14 protein-coding genes are annotated in these 18,791 nt (G+C 41.3%); 9 read left to right on the top strand and 5 right to left on the bottom strand.

Annotation, left to right across the window (positions count from 1 at the left end; translation table 11 throughout):
• Positions 1–4 precede the first annotated feature (4 nt).
• The 7 genes from WA256_RS06220 to WA256_RS06190 all read left to right on the top strand — a co-directional run bounded on the left by WA256_RS06220 (position 5) and on the right by WA256_RS06190 (position 8,113).
• Positions 5–3,151 (top strand): efflux RND transporter permease subunit, encoded by a 3,147-nt coding sequence (locus tag WA256_RS06220; RefSeq protein WP_335989808.1) that lies wholly within the window; start codon positions 5–7, stop codon positions 3,149–3,151.
• Positions 3,144–4,550 (top strand): TolC family protein, encoded by a 1,407-nt coding sequence (locus tag WA256_RS06215; protein ID WP_335989861.1) that lies wholly within the window; start codon positions 3,144–3,146, stop codon positions 4,548–4,550. The genes WA256_RS06220 and WA256_RS06215 overlap by 8 nt, the downstream gene beginning before the upstream one ends.
• Before the next feature lie 13 nt (positions 4,551–4,563).
• Complete coding sequence (locus tag WA256_RS06210; RefSeq protein ID WP_335989806.1) at positions 4,564–5,586, top strand: zinc-binding dehydrogenase; 1,023 nt, start codon at positions 4,564–4,566, stop codon at positions 5,584–5,586.
• Between the two features lie 2 nt (positions 5,587–5,588).
• Entirely contained in the window at positions 5,589–5,987 is a 399-nt protein-coding gene (locus tag WA256_RS06205) for a thiol-disulfide oxidoreductase DCC family protein (RefSeq protein WP_335989804.1), read from the top strand.
• Between the two features lie 31 nt (positions 5,988–6,018).
• Complete coding sequence (locus WA256_RS06200; protein ID WP_335989802.1) at positions 6,019–6,678, top strand: lysoplasmalogenase; 660 nt, start codon at positions 6,019–6,021, stop codon at positions 6,676–6,678.
• 63 nt (positions 6,679–6,741) lie between these two features.
• On the top strand, positions 6,742–7,020 hold the full coding sequence (gene ppiC / locus WA256_RS06195) for a peptidylprolyl isomerase PpiC (protein ID WP_055021968.1): 279 nt from the start codon (positions 6,742–6,744) through the stop codon (positions 7,018–7,020).
• A gap of 331 nt (positions 7,021–7,351) precedes the next feature.
• On the top strand, positions 7,352–8,113 hold the full coding sequence (locus tag WA256_RS06190) for a hypothetical protein (protein ID WP_335989797.1): 762 nt from the start codon (positions 7,352–7,354) through the stop codon (positions 8,111–8,113).
• Between the two features lie 76 nt (positions 8,114–8,189).
• Here the strand turns inward: WA256_RS06190 and WA256_RS06185 are convergent, their stop codons facing one another.
• Positions 8,190–9,596: a YfcC family protein gene (locus tag WA256_RS06185; RefSeq protein ID WP_289096245.1), complete on the bottom strand. Its 1,407-nt coding sequence runs from the start codon at positions 9,594–9,596 to the stop codon at positions 8,190–8,192.
• Positions 9,597–9,748: 152 nt separating this feature from the next.
• Positions 9,749–10,969, bottom strand: coding sequence for a M24 family metallopeptidase (locus tag WA256_RS06180; RefSeq protein ID WP_335989791.1), 1,221 nt, complete (start codon positions 10,967–10,969; stop codon positions 9,749–9,751).
• 129 nt (positions 10,970–11,098) lie between these two features.
• On the opposite strand from WA256_RS06180, the gene WA256_RS06175 reads away from it, so the two are divergent.
• Positions 11,099–12,178: a M24 family metallopeptidase gene (locus tag WA256_RS06175; protein WP_335989789.1), complete on the top strand. Its 1,080-nt coding sequence runs from the start codon at positions 11,099–11,101 to the stop codon at positions 12,176–12,178.
• Between the two features lie 15 nt (positions 12,179–12,193).
• On the opposite strand, the gene WA256_RS06170 is transcribed toward WA256_RS06175, so the two are convergent.
• The gene (locus tag WA256_RS06170; protein WP_335989786.1) at positions 12,194–12,802 is read right to left on the bottom strand and encodes a flavin reductase family protein; all 609 of its coding nucleotides are present in this window, start codon (positions 12,800–12,802) and stop codon (positions 12,194–12,196) included.
• A gap of 10 nt (positions 12,803–12,812) precedes the next feature.
• Positions 12,813–13,559: an SDR family NAD(P)-dependent oxidoreductase gene (locus WA256_RS06165; protein WP_335989783.1), complete on the bottom strand. Its 747-nt coding sequence runs from the start codon at positions 13,557–13,559 to the stop codon at positions 12,813–12,815.
• Between the two features lie 423 nt (positions 13,560–13,982).
• On the opposite strand from WA256_RS06165, the gene ppc reads away from it, so the two are divergent.
• A complete protein-coding gene (ppc, locus tag WA256_RS06160) occupies positions 13,983–16,628 on the top strand; it encodes a phosphoenolpyruvate carboxylase (protein ID WP_054564093.1) in 2,646 nt (881 codons plus the stop codon).
• Here the strand turns inward: ppc and WA256_RS06155 are convergent.
• Positions 16,625–18,664, bottom strand: coding sequence for a tetratricopeptide repeat-containing sensor histidine kinase (locus tag WA256_RS06155; RefSeq protein ID WP_335989780.1), 2,040 nt, complete (start codon positions 18,662–18,664; stop codon positions 16,625–16,627). The genes ppc and WA256_RS06155 overlap by 4 nt on opposite strands.
• Positions 18,665–18,791 lie beyond the last annotated feature (127 nt).

Here is an 18,791-nt window from a genome sequence, read left to right as displayed (position 1 = left end):
CAAAATGAAATTTTCACACTTTTTTATCCAGCGACCCATCTTTGCAGCGATGCTGTCGCTTATCTTTCTCATCGCAGGGGCAATCTCGTTATTTCAATTGCCAGTGAGTGAGTACCCAGAGGTAGTGCCTCCAACTGTTGTTGTGACGGCAAGTTACCCGGGTGCAAACCCAACGGTAATTGCTGAAACAGTGGCGACGCCGCTTGAGCAAGAAATCAATGGTACTGAAAACATGTTGTATATGTTTTCGCAAGCAACCAGTGATGGTCGCATGACGTTGACGGTAACCTTTGCATTAGGCACTGATTTAGACCGTGCACAAGTTCAAGTGCAAAACCGTGTAAATAGTGCACTACCACGCTTACCGCAAGAAGTTCAGCGTTTAGGTGTTGTAGCTGAAAAATCATCACCAGATTTAACCATGGTGGTGCATTTATATTCACCTGAAAAAACGCATGATACAACTTACTTAGCGAACTATGCTGATTTGTATATCAAAGACCAAATTGCACGTCTTCCAGGTGTGGGTGATGTTCGTATGTTTGGTGGTGGTCAGTACTCAATGCGTGTTTGGCTTAACCCAGATGCACTCTCTGCACGTGACTTAACAGCCATGGACGTAGTAAATGCATTACGCGCGCAGAACCAACAAGTAGCTGCGGGTAGTTTAGGTGCACAACCAACTTCGAAAAGTAATCAATTTCAAATTCTGATGAATGTAAAAGGGCGCTTAAGCTCAAAAGAAGAATTTGAAAATGTGATCATCAAGGTAGGTGAGCAAGGTCAGCTTACACGTTTAAGTGATGTTGCACGCCTTGAATTAGGCCAAGACACTTATGCACTAAGAGCGATGTTAGATGGTCAACCAGCCCTTGCTATGCCGGTATTCCAGCGCCCGGGGTCAAATGCGATAGAGCTTTCTGATCAAGTGCGTGAAACCATGAAAGGTTTATCAAAAGACTTTCCGGCTGGTGTTGAATACGACATTGTTTATGACCCAACTGTATTCGTACGCGGCTCAATTGATGCTGTTATTAAAACGCTACTAGAGGCAATCGCGTTAGTGGTTATTGTTGTAGTGGTGTTCTTACAAACATGGCGTGCATCGGTTATCCCGCTTATTGCGGTACCGGTTTCTTTGATTGGTACGTTTGCGGTAATGCAATGGCTTGGTGTGTCAATTAATACCTTATCGTTATTCGGCTTGGTACTTGCCATTGGTATTGTTGTTGATGATGCCATTGTTGTAGTTGAAAACGTTGAGCGTAATATCGAGCAGGGCTTATCACCCCTCGAAGCAACCCGTGTTGCGATGACCGAAGTAACAGGCCCAATTATTGCCATTGCACTCGTACTGTGTGCGGTATTTATTCCTACAGCTTTCATTACAGGTTTATCTGGTCAATTTTATAAGCAATTTGCATTAACCATTACTATTTCAACGGTTATCTCAGCGTTTAACTCGTTAACACTATCGCCTGCGTTATCGGCGCTGTTACTAAAAGGCCATGATGCAAAACCAGATCGCTTAACTAAGTTATTAAACCGCGTATTCGGTAACTGGCTGTTTAAACCTTTTAACCGTTTATTTGATAAAGGCGCTAATGGCTACGAAAAGCTGGTACAAAAGCTAATTCGTATGAGTGTAATTGTATTAGTTGCGTATGTTGCGCTTGTTGGTGGCACAGTTAAATTGTTTGATGCAGTACCAGGTGGTTTTATCCCACAGCAAGATAAGCAATATTTAGTGGCTGTAGCACAGTTGCCTGATGCGGCAAGCTTAGACAGAACTCAAGAAGTCGTGCAAGAAATGGAACAAATTGCATTACAAGTACCGGGTGTTGCAAACACAGTGTCGTTTCCTGGTTTATCGGTGAATGGTTTCACAAATAGCCCAAATAGCGGCATTATGTTTACTCCACTTGCACCTTTTGAAGAGCGCCAAGATCCGAGTATGTCAGCAATGGCAATTGCGGCTCAGTTAAATCAAAGGTTTGCGACTATTGATGAAGCGTTTGTTGCGGTATTCCCGCCACCGCCAATTCAAGGTTTAGGGACAACAGGTGGCTTTAAACTACAAATTGAAGACCGTGCTAACAAAGGCTTTGAGGCACTCTTTAATAGCTTACAAGCAACCATTGCTAAAGCGCAGAAAGACCCTGCATTAATGGGCCTATACTCAACCTTTAGAATTCAAGTTCCACAAATGGATATCGACATTGATCGTGAGCAAGCGCTTATTCAAGGTATTCCACTTGATGAAGTATTTAATGCCTTACAAGTGTACTTAGGTTCTGTGTACGTCAATGACTTTAACTTGTTTGGTCGTACTTATCAGGTTAATGCACAAGCTGATGCCGATTACCGTCAAGATCCAGATCAAATCTTGAATCTTAAGGTACGTAACCGTATGGGTGAGATGGTGCCATTAGGCTCTGTATTAACTGTCACGCCTACAACAGGCCCAGATCGTGTAATGCACTATAACGGTTATCCAACAGCTGAATTAAATGGTAGCCCTGCGCCAGGTTATAGCTCAGACCAAGCACAGCATGCGATTGAAGTAATCCTTGCCGATACATTACCAAATGGTATCGAGTTTGAATGGACAGAAGTAACGTATCAGCAAATATTAGCAGGTAATACCATGGTGTATGTTTTCCCACTGGTTGTATTACTTGTGTTCATGGTACTTGCTGCGCAATACGAGAGCTTAAGATTACCACTGGCTATTATTTTGATTGTGCCTATGACGATTTTCTCGGCCTTGTTAGGTGTGTGGCTTGTTGGTGATGACAACAACATCTTCACGCAAATTGCATTAATCGTACTGGTTGCACTGGCAAGCAAAAACGCCATCTTGATGGTTGAATTTGCACGAGATCAGCATAAAACGGGGCTGTCTCACCTTGAAGCCATTATTAAAGCGTGTCGCTTAAGACTTCGTCCAATTTTAATGACGTCAATTGCCTTTACAGCAGGTGTTGTTCCCCTTGTTTTAGCAACTGGTGCAGGTGCAGAGATGCGTCATGCCATGGGTAACGCAGTATTCTCAGGCATGATTGGTGTAACCGTGTTTGGCTTATTGTTCACCCCGGTGTTTTATATGTTAGTAACTAAAAAATCGCAGAAGGAGCAACATGATGCATAAGCCTCTTCAAGCAATCTTTAAACACGGCAAACTAGTTAGTGCAATGCTGTTAGCCGGAGCACTGGCAGGCTGCGCACAAAGCGTCGATATGCAAGAGCAGCAAGTGAGCCTGACACAATTTGTTAGCGATACACAAATTGGTGAACAAAACGAAGGTGCGAGCGAAAATAATTGGTGGCGCCGTTTAGATTCGCCGCAGTTAAACAATTTAGTGACTGATGCATTAGCAATGAATCACGACCTAAAAACCAGTCAACTTCAACTTGATGCAGCCATTGCCCGTTTAGGTGCAGCCCGCGCGGATTATTATCCGCAGGGCAGCCTAAGCGTAGGCGCAGAGCGCAGCAGCTTAGATGGTGTTATTACGCGCCAATCAAACGCTGGTGTTAATGTTAATTGGCAGCTTGATTTGTTTGGCCGTATTACCGCGCTGGTGGATGCAGCTAATGCAGGTGCATTAAACCAAGCAGAGCAGCTAAGAGCATTACAGGTTGAAGTGGTTTCAGCTGTGGTACAGGGCTATGTGAGCTATCAAGGTAATGTACAAAAGCAAGCTATCATTGAGATGCAAATCGAGGCGCTCGAGCAAAGTATAGATGTGCTCAAAGCGCGAGTAGAAGAGGGGGTTGCGAATGAGCTTGATCTTAACCGTACTCTTGCGCAGTTAAAACAGCAACAAGCGCTTATTCCTGAGCTTAGTTACTTGCAATATCGTGACCTCGCAACCCTTGCGGTGCTAACTGGTCGACTTGCAAGCGACATAACTTTGATAGAAGAGCCTGAGTTACTCAGCCACGAATTTAGCGTGTCGTTTACTAAAGCAAGTGAAGCAATGGCTCTCAGACCAGATATTACCAGTGCTTTGTATCAGTTTAGTCAGGCTTATTCGCTAAGTGTTGCCGCCTCAAAAGCATTACTGCCAGATATTAGTCTGGCAGGGTTTGCAGGTGTGGTGAGCTTAACCAGTAATGGCTTAGAAGATACCGTGCAACAATGGCAAGTAACGCCAAAAGTTGAATGGTCATTACTCAGCTATCCTGCATTATTAGCGCAGCGTGATGCACAGCAGTTTTTAAGTGAAGCCGCTTACAGTGACTATCAAAGTAAAGTATTAAAAGCCATTAGCGATAGTGAACTTACTTTACAAAGACTAGTCAAACAGCAGCAACAGTTAAGTTATGCTGATCAGCGTTTTAATTATGCGAATAAAGCATTTGGTCAAGCTCAAGCAATGTATCAAGAAGGACAAATTCCTTACTTAGAGTTGTTAGATGCGAGACAGGATGTTTTAATAGCGCAAGAGAACGCTGTTGATTCAACAATTGCTTCGTTACAGGCCAAAGTAAGTGCTTATCAAGCGTTTAATGGTCGCTGGAGCTTTGAACTAAACAACCTTTAACCCAGAGTATTCAATGTCACATATTCAACAAACTACAGAACTTCCGTCAACAATGCGCGCGCTGGCACTGCTTGAGCCAAATGACGCGATTGCGTTATCTGAGCTTTCTGTGCCAGTACCGAGCCCTGAAGGCAATGAGCTCTTGATTAAAGTTGAATATGTGGGTTTAAATCATGGTGATGCCAACTTTGCAAAACAAGGTTTTTGTAAATGGCATTACCCTCATGTATTAGGCCATGATGCTGTTGGTGTGGTTGTTCAGGCAAATAAAGGTGTATTCCCAGGTGTGGGTGCACGTGTCGTATGGCACGCCAGTCTTGGTGACCAAGGTGTGTTATCTGAATACACAACGGTACCAAACTATGCAGTATCGGTTGTACCAGATAACGTTTCACCGGCAGACGCTGCAACCTTACCTTGTTCAGGTATGACGGCATTAATTGCTCTTGATAAGTTGCAGCTAAGCGAAGGGGATTCACTGTTTATTGATGCAGGTGCAGGCGGCGTTGGCCAATTCGCTATTCAATTTGCCAAGCAACGTGGTGCAACCGTGTTTACCACTGCCAGCAAACACAATCATAAGTTACTTAAGCAATTAGGTGCTGATGTGGTATTTGATTACAAAGACCCAAAACTTGAAGATAAAATTCGCCGTGAATTAGGTCCGCAAGGCTTTGATGCAGTGCTTGATTGTATTGGTGGCGATACCACTATTCGTAACGTTGAGCTAATGCGCTTTTGTGGCCGTATTGCTTGTTTAAATGAATTACCTAAGTTTGAACAAGAACTGATGTTTAGACGCGCACCAAATATTGGCATTGTATCGTTAGGCGGAGCGTGGCTTGCAAATAGCTTATGTGCGCAGCAAAAGCTGAGTTTTATGGGAAATTTATTACTCGATAATGCAGCCCGTGGTGAGATCAAACTACCACAAATCCATGCTGTTGATTTTACCGCCGAGGCTGTTTCAACTGCTTTAAATAAACAACTTGCTGGTGGTTTTACCGGAAAACAAGTTGTGCAGGTAAGCGGTTAATCTTGCAAACTCACTGCCCAGTCATCTTATTTGATGGTCAGTGCAATCTGTGCCATTTTTGTGTTCAGTTTATTGTTCGCTTTGATAAGCAAATAACCTTTAAGTTATGCCCCATGCAAAGCCATAAAGGTGAGCGTTTACTAAAGGCGTATCAAGTTGACGATCCACTATCCTCAATGGTAGTCATTGATAATAACCAGCTATACAAACAAAGTGACGCTGTGTTATTTATCGCAACTCAATTAGGTTTTCCATTCTCTTTGGCTAAGGTGTTCAAGCTACTGCCAAAATGCATTCGCGATCGTATGTATGATTGGCTTGGCCGTCATCGTTATCGTTTTTTTGGCAAACGGACACAGTGTAAGTTACTGACCGAAAGACAAAAGCAGCATTTTTTATAAACATTTAAAGCAAAGCTTGCTATTCTCGTTATTGGGAACAAATAACAATAATAAGAATATGAACATTCTCTTTCTAATCCTAAGCTCGGTTTACATTACTTTACTGCTCTTTATACCATCATTAACTCAGCCTATTATGGCGCTATTTAAAACATTACCAATCGGCCTGTTGGTTGTGATGGTGTTAAAAGCACGTAGGCAGTTACAAAATCGCATTTTTATTACTTTATTATTCGCTCTTAGTTTTTCAGCACTAGGTGATGTGTTGCTAGCCCTTGATACGGGGCAACTCTTTATAGGTGGTTTAGCGGCATTTTTTGTCAGCCACGCTTTTTATATCATTACCATGTTGCCAATTAAAAACTGGCGACTAGACGTTGTACTTCTTTATCTATTTTTAGCCATCATCGTTTTTTGCTTATTCTATCCAAACTTAAATGACCTGCTCATCCCTGTGCTTTTCTATATGTTGGTACTTACCATAATGGCAAGCCTTACTTGGATGACGGATAAGTCGAACGGATTTTTAGTGTTAGGTGGAGCTGTGTTTGTTATATCAGACTCTATTCTTGGCCTTAATCGTTTTTATTTAGAAATAGCGCATGCAGATATCGCAATAATGTGTAGTTATTATTTAGCGCAATTTTGTTTGGTGACAGGATTTTTGCAGGCAACAAGTAAACATAAATAGCCTTAGTAGCTCAGTGGTGATTGCCGTGATAAAATATTCGCGTTTTAATTTTCGAGATTTTCCATGGCAAATACAGCGCACGCACTGCACATTCTTGTTAAGCACAAAGAACAAGCTGAAGACATCATCAAGCAACTTAAAAAGGGTGCTAAGTTTCAGACCCTAGCTAAAAAACATTCAACCTGCCCGTCGGGTAAAAAAGGCGGCGACTTGGGCGAATTCAGACGCGGTCAAATGGTGCCACAGTTTGACAAAGTAGCATTCAGCGGCGAAATCTTAGAGCCACATTTAGTGAAAACGCGCTTTGGTTGGCATGTAATTAAAGTGCTGTACCGAACTTAATTCCTAATAAGAATGCCTCCTGATGTGAGGCATACTAATTTATATTCAATTTTTAGGCATTACTTTATAGTAATTGAACTTTCATTTTCTGGAACTAGTTATAAAGTAAACTTTTTTAATATTTAAGTTTACATTTTTTTTTGGTCAGACTTCTTTAAATACACCACTAAATAGTGTTTTTGGGTTAACAGTGACTAACGTTAAATCGTTGGTAGAGATAAATCCATACCTACAATGTTGTGTATTTTAAACCACTAGAGTGTGGCTTATGAAGTTTTATGTAATTGGATATACCTCTAGCACGATAGTGATCATTAAATGGAGGTATATTATGAATACTCAATCAAGTTTAAAACTAGCCGTTTTGGCTGCGATTACTTTACTCGTTACTCAATTACATGCAGAACCATCTGGAAAAGGCAATGGAGAAACACCAAATGGTGTTCCTTTTAAGCATCTTCAAGAGCAAATAGATCAAAATAAAGCTGACTTAGACGCCTTAGCAGCAAGCACAGGCGCATCTATTGCTAGCATTGAAGCTGATGTAATGCTCATTCAACAAGATATCAGTGATTTATCTGCGCGTATAACAGCGAATGAAAATGATATTGCGGTTTTACAAAGTGATGTTGATGCGAATGCTTCACAAATATCAGCTTTAGAAGCAGAAACTGCAGCTCTTCAATCTGACTTAGATAACTTAGAAGCAAGCTTAGCATCTAAACAAGATGTCTTAGATGGCTCTTGCCCTGTTAATTCATCGCTTAGGGTGATTTATCCTGACGGAAGCTTTATTTGCGAAGTAGATACGAGCGATACGTACCAAAGCATACTGGTTAGAGTGGGCGGATATGTGCCAGTTAGCTCGTCTTATAGTGTGATGAGGCGAGCGGTTTCAGGTAACTGCCCTTCAGGTTATTTTGCAGTGAGTGGTGGTCCTGAATTAAGGCTTTTAGGTACGGGACGTAATGTTAATATTTCAAGCAGTAAGGTGTTATCAACATCAAGTTGGGAAGTCAATTTTTCAAGGGCTTATGGTAATGGTTTTAACTATGTACGTGTTAAAGCAATGTGTTTAAGAAGGTTTAATTAATCCATAGTTAACATAATAAACAGTTTAATAGGATTATAAAAAAGCGTCAATTGACGCTTTTTTTCACCCAAACGAGTTAGTTTATCTGTGGCTGCACATCTAAGCCATAGCCAAACATTACAGCTAATACCAATACAACCGATGCTGCGACCATTAGTTTGATCAGTAGTGGTAAACAGAATCTAAACCAATGGCCGTAAGGCACACCTGCCATCCCTAAAATACCCATAAGTACGGCATTGGTAGGGATGATCATATTTGAAAAGCCATCACCAAATTGATAAGCAAGCACGGCGACTTGCCTTGGTACACCCACTAAATCACCTAGTGGCGCCATTAGTGGCATGGTGACATAAGCTTGCCCTGAACCAGAAGGAATAAAGGTATTAAGCAGGGTTTGAATAACCAGCATGCCAATTGCTGATATTTCTGCTGATACATAAGAAAGCGGTAACGACATGCCATGTACAAGGCTATGCAGGATTTGGCCGTCTTCTAAAATAAGTGCAATACCACGTGCAACACCAATTAACACTGCAGTAGTAACAAGATCAGACACGCCCTCTATAAATTTGTTAGCTGCTTCATCAGCAGACAGTTTGCCTAAGATGGCTACAACTACACCCCAAGCAATAAAAACACCACCTAGCTCGTATAAGTACCAGCCCTTTGTTGCGATACCCCATACTGCAATTGCAAGGGTAATAATAAAGCTGCCTAAAACTAGTTTATGGCGCAGGGCAAGTGCTGGGTAACTTGTTGCTGTTTGATTTTCCAGTGGGCAAGGCACGCCAATCATCATCGATTTAGACGGATCGTTCGCTACCTTTTTGGTGTATTGCCAAACATGATGAAAACCAATGAGCACAAATGGAATAAATATAGCTAAACGTAACCATAGGCCAGAGTAAACAGGAATACCTGCAATTTGTTGTGCGATTAATACCGTAAATGGGTTAAACGCCGAAACACCATAACCAATACCATAACCTGCGACTATCATACCTACGGCAGTCATTGCATCTAGGCGCATTGCCTTACAAAGCGCGACGAGAATAATAACAAAAGGAATATATTCGCCGGCGGTACCAATACTGCTTGATGCTAAGGCAAAGCAAAACACCACCATAAAGATTAATCGTTGCGGTTTTTTACCGTGTCGCTCTAAAAGTCTACCAATGAGAGCATCAACAGTGCCTGTGGCACGTGCAACAGCTAATACGCCGCCAACAATTAACACAAAGAAAATAACATCTTGAGCTGCAGCAAATGCGCGAGGTATGGCTTGTAATAAATCCCATGGGGTTAAGTAATGGCGCTCAGCAACCGTTTGATAGGTGCCCGCAACAACCATTTCTCGACCTGATTCACTCAATGTAGTAGTGAAAAAACCTTGTGGTACTAACCAGGTAGCTATAAGCGCAACAACCATCATGCCCAGCAGCAGTATCAGGGTATGTGGAACTTTAAAACGTAAACCCATTTATTCTCCGTAATTATGTTAGGTTAAATTCTTGAAATCATAACATGATAAAAGCTGATAGGTTGTCTCTAAAATGTCCACACTGTTAATGATTGTAATAATTCAGATACAAAAAAGGCCAGAAAACTGGCCTTATAAAGTTAATTTGAATTTTATTTAGCTAAACCAAATGGGTCATCAATGCTATGAGCAGGCTCGGTAAACCAGCGCGGACCTTCGTCTGTCATATAAAAGTGATCTTCTAAGCGAATACCAAACTCATCCGGTATAACTAGCATGGGTTCGTTACTAAAACACATACCTGTTGCGAGTGGGGTAGGGTTACCACCAACTAGGTATGGCCATTCATGAATATCTAAACCAATGCCATGGCCTGTTCTGTGTGGACAGCCTGGTGTTTGATACTCTGGACCCATGCCATTTTCGGCGAGGTACTGCCTTGCAGCATCGTCTACTTTGCCACATGGCTCACCATTTTTTGCGGCAGCAAAAGCAGCAAGTTGGGCATTTTTCTCGTGTTGCCAAAACATACGTTGGCGATCGGTTGCTTCACCAAATACATAAGTACGGGTAATGTCAGAGAGGTAATCATGTACTTTACAGCCAGTATCAATCAGTACCACATCACCTTTTTTAAGGGTTTGCGGGTTTTTAACGCCATGTGGGAAAGACGACGCAACACCAAATAACACAATACAAAAATAGTTACCAGGTGCGCCGACTTTTTGGTGCGCTTTTTTAATAAAGGCTTCAACCTCAGTGGTGGTGATACCTTCATAAAGCATACTTGCCGTTGCTTTGTGTACTTCTAGGGTCATGTCCATAGCACGTTGCATTAAGGCAAGTTCATTAGCTGACTTATGCATGCGGCAGTGAGCTGTTACGCACTGTGCGTTAACAATATTGTAATTGCCGTTCGCTTTATTAATGCCGTCGTAGATGAAAAACTGTGCGCTTTCATCAATACCAAGGGTACCATTTTTGCTAATGCCCATTTCTGTCAGAACATCTACACACAGTTGATAAGGGTTTTCGTGTTCTTGCCAGCCACGAATTGGGCCATCAATCACCATAAAATCGTTTAAGCTGCCGATTTCAAAAAATGGTGCTATGTATTGCACATCACCTTTAGCAGGTAAAATAGCGCCAACTAAACGCTCACTTGCGTACCAACGCATACCTGTAAAGTAGGCTAGGTTAGTGCCTGCATTTAAGTATATTGCATCAATATTGTTTGCTTGCATATACGCTTGTGCCTTTGCGATACGCGCATGAAATTCGTCATTTTGAATAGGGGTTAAATCTGTTGTCATATCTGACAAAGAGTCAAGCGCCTGCTCTGGCGTTTGTGTGCCAATACCGTATGTTGTCATTGTGTACTCCTTGGTTTTTTGTGCATTGTGGCTTGAGTAAACAGCTGATGCAAACTCACTGCGACTAATCGCATAATATTCGTATTTATGGACATAACTGTTAGCATGCGCAAAAAATAAGGAGCGACAATGCAAGTTAATTACTTAAAAAGACAAGCTGAATTTAAAGCCTTGCTAGAGCAACAAGGTTACAGCGCCATGTTAGTACTTGGTCATGAAAATATTCGTTACTTAAGTGGTTTTAGTGGAAATGCTGCTTATGCATTAATTACTCAAAATGCGTGTGTGTTGATCACTGATTACCGTTACCATCAACGTGCAATTGCTGAAACAACAGGATTTGAAGTTGTTTGTCGAGACAGAGACAACGAAACCCTTGGCCATTGTATAAATAGACACCTTAACCCAAACAGCCATGTTGCATTTGATGCAAGCTATATCACGGTAGCAATTTGGCAAGGTGTGGCAGATGAACTAACCGGCCACACTCTAACAGCGGTAAACGGCTTAATTGAAAAGCTCAGACGCGTTAAAGACAACTGGGAAGTTGCGCAAATCAAAGCTGCTGCAGCCATCGCTGATGAAGCATTAGCACAAACGCTACCTTATTTTAAACCGGATGTAACTGAGCGAGACCTTGCCTTAGAGCTTGAATTTAGAATGCAAAAGCTAGGTTCAGAAGGTATGTCGTTTGCCACCATCATGCTGTTTGCAGAGCGCTCAGCCTTGCCACATGGTAACCCGTCAGATCAGGTTTTAAAACAAGGTGACTTTGTAACCCTTGATTTTGGTGCTGTTGTTAATGGCTATCGCTCTGATATGACTCGCAGCTACATCATTGGCGAAGCGTCAGAAAAACAAACCCGTATTTATAATACAGTACTTGATGCACAAAATGCTGCACTTGAAATGGTTAAACCAGGTGTTAACTGTTTAGATTTAAATGCCATGTCAAATAAGGTAATTGCTGAGGCGGGCTTTGGCGAGTACGCAGGTAAAGGCCTGGGCCATGGTTTAGGGCTATTTTTACATGAAGTGCCATTTATTAACACATTGACAGACTACAACCTTGAAGTTGGTAATGTGATCACTATTGAGCCTGGCATTTATATACCAGGCTACGGTGGTGTGCGCCTAGAAGATGACATAGTTGTCACCGAATCTGGCTTTGAGGTGTTAACCCATGCGCCTAAGCCATTTATAATCTAGTGCTTAAATTAAAGGTTACTTTTTAGCATACGCTAAGCGGGCTAAACGTTCAGTTACATGGTAACTATCAAGCCCGCTCACTGCGACTGTACCAATGGATTCAATATCGACAAAGCCATCTTCTTGCAAACACGCCTCATCTAAATAAATGTCGGTTATTTCACCTATGATCAGCTCAGTGCCATTGATGGCAAGGTGGTGGTGTTCTCTCAGCTCAAGCGCATATTTAAGCTTACTTTCTTTAACAAAAGGCGCTGTAAAGTCATTTAGGTATTCAGTACTGAGCCCTGTTGCATCAAATTCAGACTCGTCCTTGTCGTAGCGTGCCGATGTTTGATGCGCTTTGCTATAAATGTCTTTGTTCACATGGTTAATTGTGTACTGCTGGGTGGCTAATAAGTTTTCTAGGGTATGGCGAGGCACTGAATGGGGCCTAATTATCATACCCACTAAAGGGGGATGTGCGCCAAGATGAAATACTGAACTGACAATCGCTAAGTTAGTTTGGCCATTATTATCTTGTGTGCCGACTAAGTTGGCACTTTTAAACCCCGACAAACTATTAATTAGATGGGCGCGGTAGCGGTTTTCTAAATCAGCAATGGCTTGTTTTGTTAAATGCATAAATTTCCTGTTACCAGTCTATGGGTTTTCCTTGCCAGTCAAAGTAGGCTGGGCTGGGTGATTGTTGTAAATAATCAGCATCACTTATCAATGAATACAATTGCTCGGCTACAAACTCAGGGGTAAATAGCTTTCCTTCGGGCACATTTGCTTGAAAGGGCTTTGATAATGGCGTATCAGTAGTACCTGGGTGAAATAACACGCAGTGGCATTTTTTATAGCGTCTGCTAAGTTCAATCGCAGCAGATTTAAATAACATATTTAATGCCGCCTTCGACGCTCGGTAGCTATACCACCCGCCTAACTTGTTATCACTAATGCTACCAACACGTGCACTAAGGGCACACACCACAGTTGAAACTTGTGGCTTTAAAAGCGATGAGAATAAAGTCACACAGCGAATTGGTAGTAGAGCATTTGTCGTCATGCTATTTATAAAGTGCTGCTCAGATATTTGTTCAAGTTTACGTTCAGGCACATGATCTGGATCATGCAATAGGCCGTTAAATATCATCAGTTGAGCTAAGTCATATTGGCTGCCGGCAAGTTCTTTCGCAATACCACTTAAGCTTTGCTCTGAGTAGTCAGTAATAAAATGCTGGTGGCTTATCTCATTGCTTGATGACTCATTAAAACTTGCCTTAAATTCACCTCGACTGATGGTTACAATATGACCCGTGTTTATTTGTTTATATAGAGTGGTGAAATAAGCATTTGCAATTTCACTGCTTGCACCGCACAAAATATAGAGTTGCATTTTTACCTGTTCTAAAAATATTTGAAAATTTTTTCGCTCAAACTATCACCAATTAATAAAATGATAGTAGCTCTGTTTGTCTTGATCTAACCCTACAAACACATAAAAAAAGGCGGGTAAAGATTTGACCATGCAAACATTAAGGATGCCTTAATTTACGGGGATTTTACCCTCTAAATTGGTAAGTCCATTTTACCAATTAAGCTGGCTTTAACGCTTTGCAGCTGACTAAGCTGCGTATTTATTACACTTTTATGTTTATAGATTGGTTATTCTTTTTTACGAGTATGTTAGAAAATTCGATCTATTAAATTAACGCTGACAATGATATTAATAAAAGGGATCAGTGTTTAGCTGCGTTCGTGCTTGGCTAAATACTGTGCAGTAGGTACTTTCAACTTAGTTAAAGAAAGGAGTATGAGAATGAGTGAACAATACGCTGCACTTCGCGGTAATGTTAGTATGCTTGGACAAATGCTGGGTCAAACCATTAAAGATGCACAAGGACAAGCCATTTTAGATAAGGTAGAAGAGATTCGTGCTTTATCTAAATCGTCACGCAGTGGTAACGAAGCCGACAGACAAGCGCTTATCGAAGTACTACACGCTCTCACAGATGAAGAACTATTACCGGTTGCACGCTCATTTAATCATTTTTTGAATCTTGCTAATGTTGCTGAACAATTCCATACCGTATCTCGCTTTAATGATGTTGGTTTTTGCCAACTAAACCCTCTCACTCAAACATTAAAAGCGTTAGCAACAGCATCAAAGCAAGGTCAAGTTGATCCTAATCACTTGGCGCAAACACTCTCAAAACTCCACATCAATTTAGTACTGACGGCTCACCCAACTGAGGTGACACGCCGTACAATGATCAATAAACACGTAGAATTAAGTGATTGCCTTGCCTCTTTAGAGCGTAAAGACAACTTACCTAGTGAACGTGCAGATTTATTAAACCGCATTGCCCAACTTATTAGCCAAGCGTGGCATACCGATGACATTCGTCGCTCACGCCCAACGCCAATTGATGAAGCAAAATGGGGTTTTGCGGTTATTGAAAATAGCTTATGGCACGCTGTTCCGCGTTTCTTACGTGAGTTTGGCGAAGACGTAAAAGCAGAGCTTGATCTAGAGCTACCTATTGATTTCAGCCCAATTGAATTTACTTCTTGGATGGGCGGCGACCGAGATGGTAACCCGTTTGTAACTGCTGAAGTCACACAGCAAGTACTTGATCATGGCCGCTGGATGGCACTTGATTTGTATTCTCGTGATATCGAAACGCTAAGCAATGAGTTATCTATGTCGGATGCAAGCGATGAGCTTATTGAGCTTGCGGGCCAAGACTTTGAACCTTACCGTGCGGTACTTAAAAAATTAAAGAATCAAATCGCTGAAACTGTGACGCATTTGGGCGCTAAAATAAAGAAAAAGCGCACTGATTCTGAAGATTTAATTACCGATATCGCGCAAATTAAACACCCAATCGAAGTGTGTTATCGCTCGCTTATTAAAACCAACATGAAAGTAGTTGCCGATGGCTTGCTGCTTGATGTTCTGCGCCGTATTAATAGCTTTGGTCTGCGCCTTGCAAAACTTGATGTACGTCAGGATTCATCGCGTCATGGTGATGTTTTCTCTGAGCTAACACGTTATTTAGGTTTAGGTGATTACCATCAATGGCAAGAAGAAGACAAACAAGCGTTTTTACTTGCTGAGCTAAACTCTCGACGTCCGCTAATTCCAAAACATTGGCAACCAAGCCCAGAAGTACAGGAGGTGCTAGATACATTCGATGTAATCGCAGCGCAAGATGCTCAAACATTTGGCTTGTATATTATTTCGATGGCACGTACCGCATCTGATGTGCTGGCAGTGCAGTTATTACTTAAAGAAAGTGGTTGTAAGTTTAACTTACCGGTTGCGCCATTATTTGAAACGTTAGATGACTTAAATAATGGTAAAGAGGTTATCGAATGTTTACTTGATAACACTTGGTACCGAGGTCACATTCAAAACCAGCAAAATGTCATGATCGGCTACTCAGACTCAGCAAAAGATGCAGGTATGATGGCTGCCGGTTGGGCACAATATGAAGCTATGGATAAGCTGGTACAATTAGCCGAAAATCGCGGTATTGAGCTTATTTTATTCCACGGCCGTGGTGGTACTGTTGGTCGCGGTGGCGCGCCAGCTGCCCAAGCTCTTCGCTCACAGCCTCCTGGTTCATTAAAAGGTGGCCTACGTGTAACAGAGCAAGGTGAAATGATCCGCTTTAAGTTTGGTTTGCCTGCTGTAGCGTTACAAAGCTTAAATATTTATGCCGGTGCAGTTCTAGAAAGTAACCTGCTGCCACCGCCAGAGCCTAAGAGCGAATGGCGTGATGTTATGGAGCTTATTAGTGCAGATTCTTGTGAGCATTACCGTCAAGTTGTGCGCCATGATGAAAACTTTGTGCCTTATTTTAGAATGGCAACGCCAGAGCAAGAGCTTTCTAAATTACCACTTGGTTCTCGACCTGCGAAGCGTAACCCAAACGGTGGAGTAGAAAGCCTTCGTGCTATTCCATGGATTTTTGCATGGAGCCAAAACCGTTTAATGCTGCCAGCTTGGTTGGGTGCATTAACAGGTCTTAAAGCTGCGTTAGATAAGTATGGCATCGAGACACTTCATGAAATGAGCTTAAAATGGCCATTCTTCCGTGCTCGTTTAGAGATGCTAGAAATGGTATTTAGTAAAGCAGATACATGGTTAAGTGCGCATTACGACGATGCACTAGTGACTGAGCAATATAAGCCATTAGGCGTGAAGCTACGTCAAGAATTGAGCGAAGCTATTGAACTTGTTCAATCGCTTAGTCCACAAAAGAGCCTGCTTGCAGACCAACCTTGGATCAAAGAGTCAATCGCACTTCGTAACCCGTACACAGATCCACTTAACTTATTACAAGTCGAGTTACTGCGTCGTTCACGCGAAGCTGACGAAAGCTCAGCAGGTGATATTGATAATGCCTTGATGATCACTATGACAGGTATTGCTGCAGGTATGCGTAATACCGGTTAATAGCTGGTGTCATCAACCAATCGAGCATCGATTGGTAGGCTAATAACAAATCGTGCGCCGTGTTTACATGACTCGGCGCTTATTTTCCCTCTAAGATTATATTTTACCGCATTAAATACTACGTTTAAGCCAAGCCCTAGATGGTTTCCACCTAGATTTGTTGTATAAAAAGGCGTAAATATTTCATGTAGGATCTCATCATTGATACCGACACCGTTATCTTGATAGGTAATTTCAACCACATGTGTATAGGCTTTAACTATTACTTCGACAACACCTTGATCAGAATTAACAAAGCCATGCTCGCAGGAATTTATAACCAAGGTTTTTAATACATCACTTAAGATAGTTGGATATGACGTAATAACTGCCTCATCACCATGAATTTTAAACTCAATTTGTTTACCAAGATGTTTGCTCAAAGGGCATAAACGATGATTAAGAAAGCTTGGCAGCTGTATTTTGCTCATCGGTTTATCAAGGTGTATCGACACATTGAGCGCTTTGAATTCTTCGACAATTCCAGCAAGCCGATTAATGCTACAGATCACCAGCTCTTTAGCGCTATTTGTATCATTGATGAACTTATGAAAATGCTTACTAGAGAGCTCTCGGGCTTTAAATTTTTCCTCTAAACCTTCCATGTATTCATCGATTAATGAACTTGCGGTCACTATGGTGCCAATAGGGGTATTAAGTTGATGCGCCATACCAGATACCAGTGCTGTTAAAGAGGCTATTTTTTCGATTTCAATCAGATGATCTTGTGTATCTTTTAACTGCTCTAATGCTTTAGTTAATTTTTGTTTTTGTTTGTCTATGCTGTTAATGGCGATAAGTGAGCCAAATAAAATAACAACTAAACAGATGCTTACTACAATCGTGAGATCTTTAAATGCATTGGCTTTAGTTGCTTTTATTTGCTCAGCACGAGTTAGGTTAGAAATTCTTACTTCTTTTGCGGCAACATCGGCTTCTGCAAGTGCTTTTGCTAAATTCACTTTGGCTTGTCTGGTTAAAATAGCGGCGTTAATGTACGAATATTGTTTATAAGCGCTGAGTGCATTTACATAATTTTTTTGTTGCTCGTAAAGCTCTGCAGTTAATTTTGCAATCGATAATAGGGCTTCAAAATTAGTATGGCTAACAGTGTGTGTATCAACGGATGCAAGTGTATTGAGTGCTTTGTCAGTATGTCCTTGTGCTTCATACGTTTCTGCTAAACATAAAATAATATTAAGTTGCTCATTCTCAAGCTGTTTATTTTCAATGAGTGTTGAAGCCTCGTTGAGTACCTTTTCTGAGTCTTCTAAAAAACCTTGAAAACGTAATACTTTGGCTTTTAGAACAAGGCTTGAAGCAAGGTGAGTGGTGTAGTTGTGTTGGCTTTGCAGCCCAATAGCTTCATTGATAACCTTGAGTGCATTTGAGTACTGTTTTAATCCAATTAAAGCAAGCGCTAAGTTATTGCTAGCAAATGATTCGTTGAGAGTTTGATTTTTTCTGTGGGCATAATCTCGATAGTATGTGAACGAGTCTGCAGCTTCTTTATAACGGTTCAAACGTAGCTTTACCAAAGCGATATTATTTTCGGTTTGATAAATTAAACGCTCATCTCGAGATTGTGCAAATGGCATGGCATCACGATAGTACACTAAGGCTTCTTCATATAGACCTAATCGCGCATAAATCCCACCAGAAATATTGAAATAGCCATACATGAGGTCTTTTTCATCAGATTGAGAAACCATATTCATGTACTTAACAATGGTTTCCATGGCTTGTTCAAGCTTGTCAGTCTCAAGCAAAAACCAAGCTTTATAATTTGTGACTATAATCTTTTGTTCTAGTGTTAGTTCGGTAGTTTCAATTAGCGCATTGACAAACTCAAGCCCTTCTTGAGGTGAACTGGCGTAGCTTTGCCTTATTGAGGTTCTAAGCTTTTCAAATTCTTTAATGGGCATCGCTTTAGGTGTTGTTGAAATTAATAAAATCAACAAGGTAAAGCCAAATAATATAACCAATCGCGCTTTCATGACACACCAATCCATTTAAAAGTGAGCTTAAAAAACGCTCACCCATTTTGCTGTCTAAATAACGCTAAATATTATAAATTTTAACTAAATATAGGTTTATCTGAAAAAGCTGATTCTATGAAAGGAA

The sequence above is a fragment of the Pseudoalteromonas sp. CH_XMU1449-3 genome, assembly GCF_037027245.1.
GTDB classification, from domain to species: domain Bacteria; phylum Pseudomonadota; class Gammaproteobacteria; order Enterobacterales; family Alteromonadaceae; genus Pseudoalteromonas; species Pseudoalteromonas shioyasakiensis.
Note: the sequence above shows the minus strand (reverse complement) of the source record. Positions and strands in the feature narration are given on the sequence as shown.

Excerpts from the sequence above, each read along its gene's own strand:
- WA256_RS06165 (WP_335989783.1), bottom strand. The coding sequence starts at position 13,559 with ATGCAACTCTATATTTTGTGCGGTGCAAGCAGTGAAATTGCAAATGCT.
- WA256_RS06180 (WP_335989791.1), bottom strand. The coding sequence starts at position 10,969 with ATGACAACATACGGTATTGGCACACAAACGCCAGAGCAGGCGCTTGAC.
- WA256_RS06175 (WP_335989789.1), top strand. The coding sequence starts at position 11,099 with ATGCAAGTTAATTACTTAAAAAGACAAGCTGAATTTAAAGCCTTGCTA.
- WA256_RS06215 (WP_335989861.1), top strand. The coding sequence starts at position 3,144 with ATGCATAAGCCTCTTCAAGCAATCTTTAAACACGGCAAACTAGTTAGT.
- WA256_RS06210 (WP_335989806.1), top strand. The coding sequence starts at position 4,564 with ATGTCACATATTCAACAAACTACAGAACTTCCGTCAACAATGCGCGCG.
- WA256_RS06155 (WP_335989780.1), bottom strand. The coding sequence starts at position 18,664 with ATGAAAGCGCGATTGGTTATATTATTTGGCTTTACCTTGTTGATTTTA.
- WA256_RS06185 (WP_289096245.1), bottom strand. The coding sequence starts at position 9,596 with ATGGGTTTACGTTTTAAAGTTCCACATACCCTGATACTGCTGCTGGGC.
- WA256_RS06190 (WP_335989797.1), top strand. The coding sequence starts at position 7,352 with ATGAATACTCAATCAAGTTTAAAACTAGCCGTTTTGGCTGCGATTACT.
- ppiC (WP_055021968.1), top strand. The coding sequence starts at position 6,742 with ATGGCAAATACAGCGCACGCACTGCACATTCTTGTTAAGCACAAAGAA.
- ppc (WP_054564093.1), top strand. The coding sequence starts at position 13,983 with ATGAGTGAACAATACGCTGCACTTCGCGGTAATGTTAGTATGCTTGGA.
- WA256_RS06220 (WP_335989808.1), top strand. The coding sequence starts at position 5 with ATGAAATTTTCACACTTTTTTATCCAGCGACCCATCTTTGCAGCGATG.
- WA256_RS06170 (WP_335989786.1), bottom strand. The coding sequence starts at position 12,802 with ATGCATTTAACAAAACAAGCCATTGCTGATTTAGAAAACCGCTACCGC.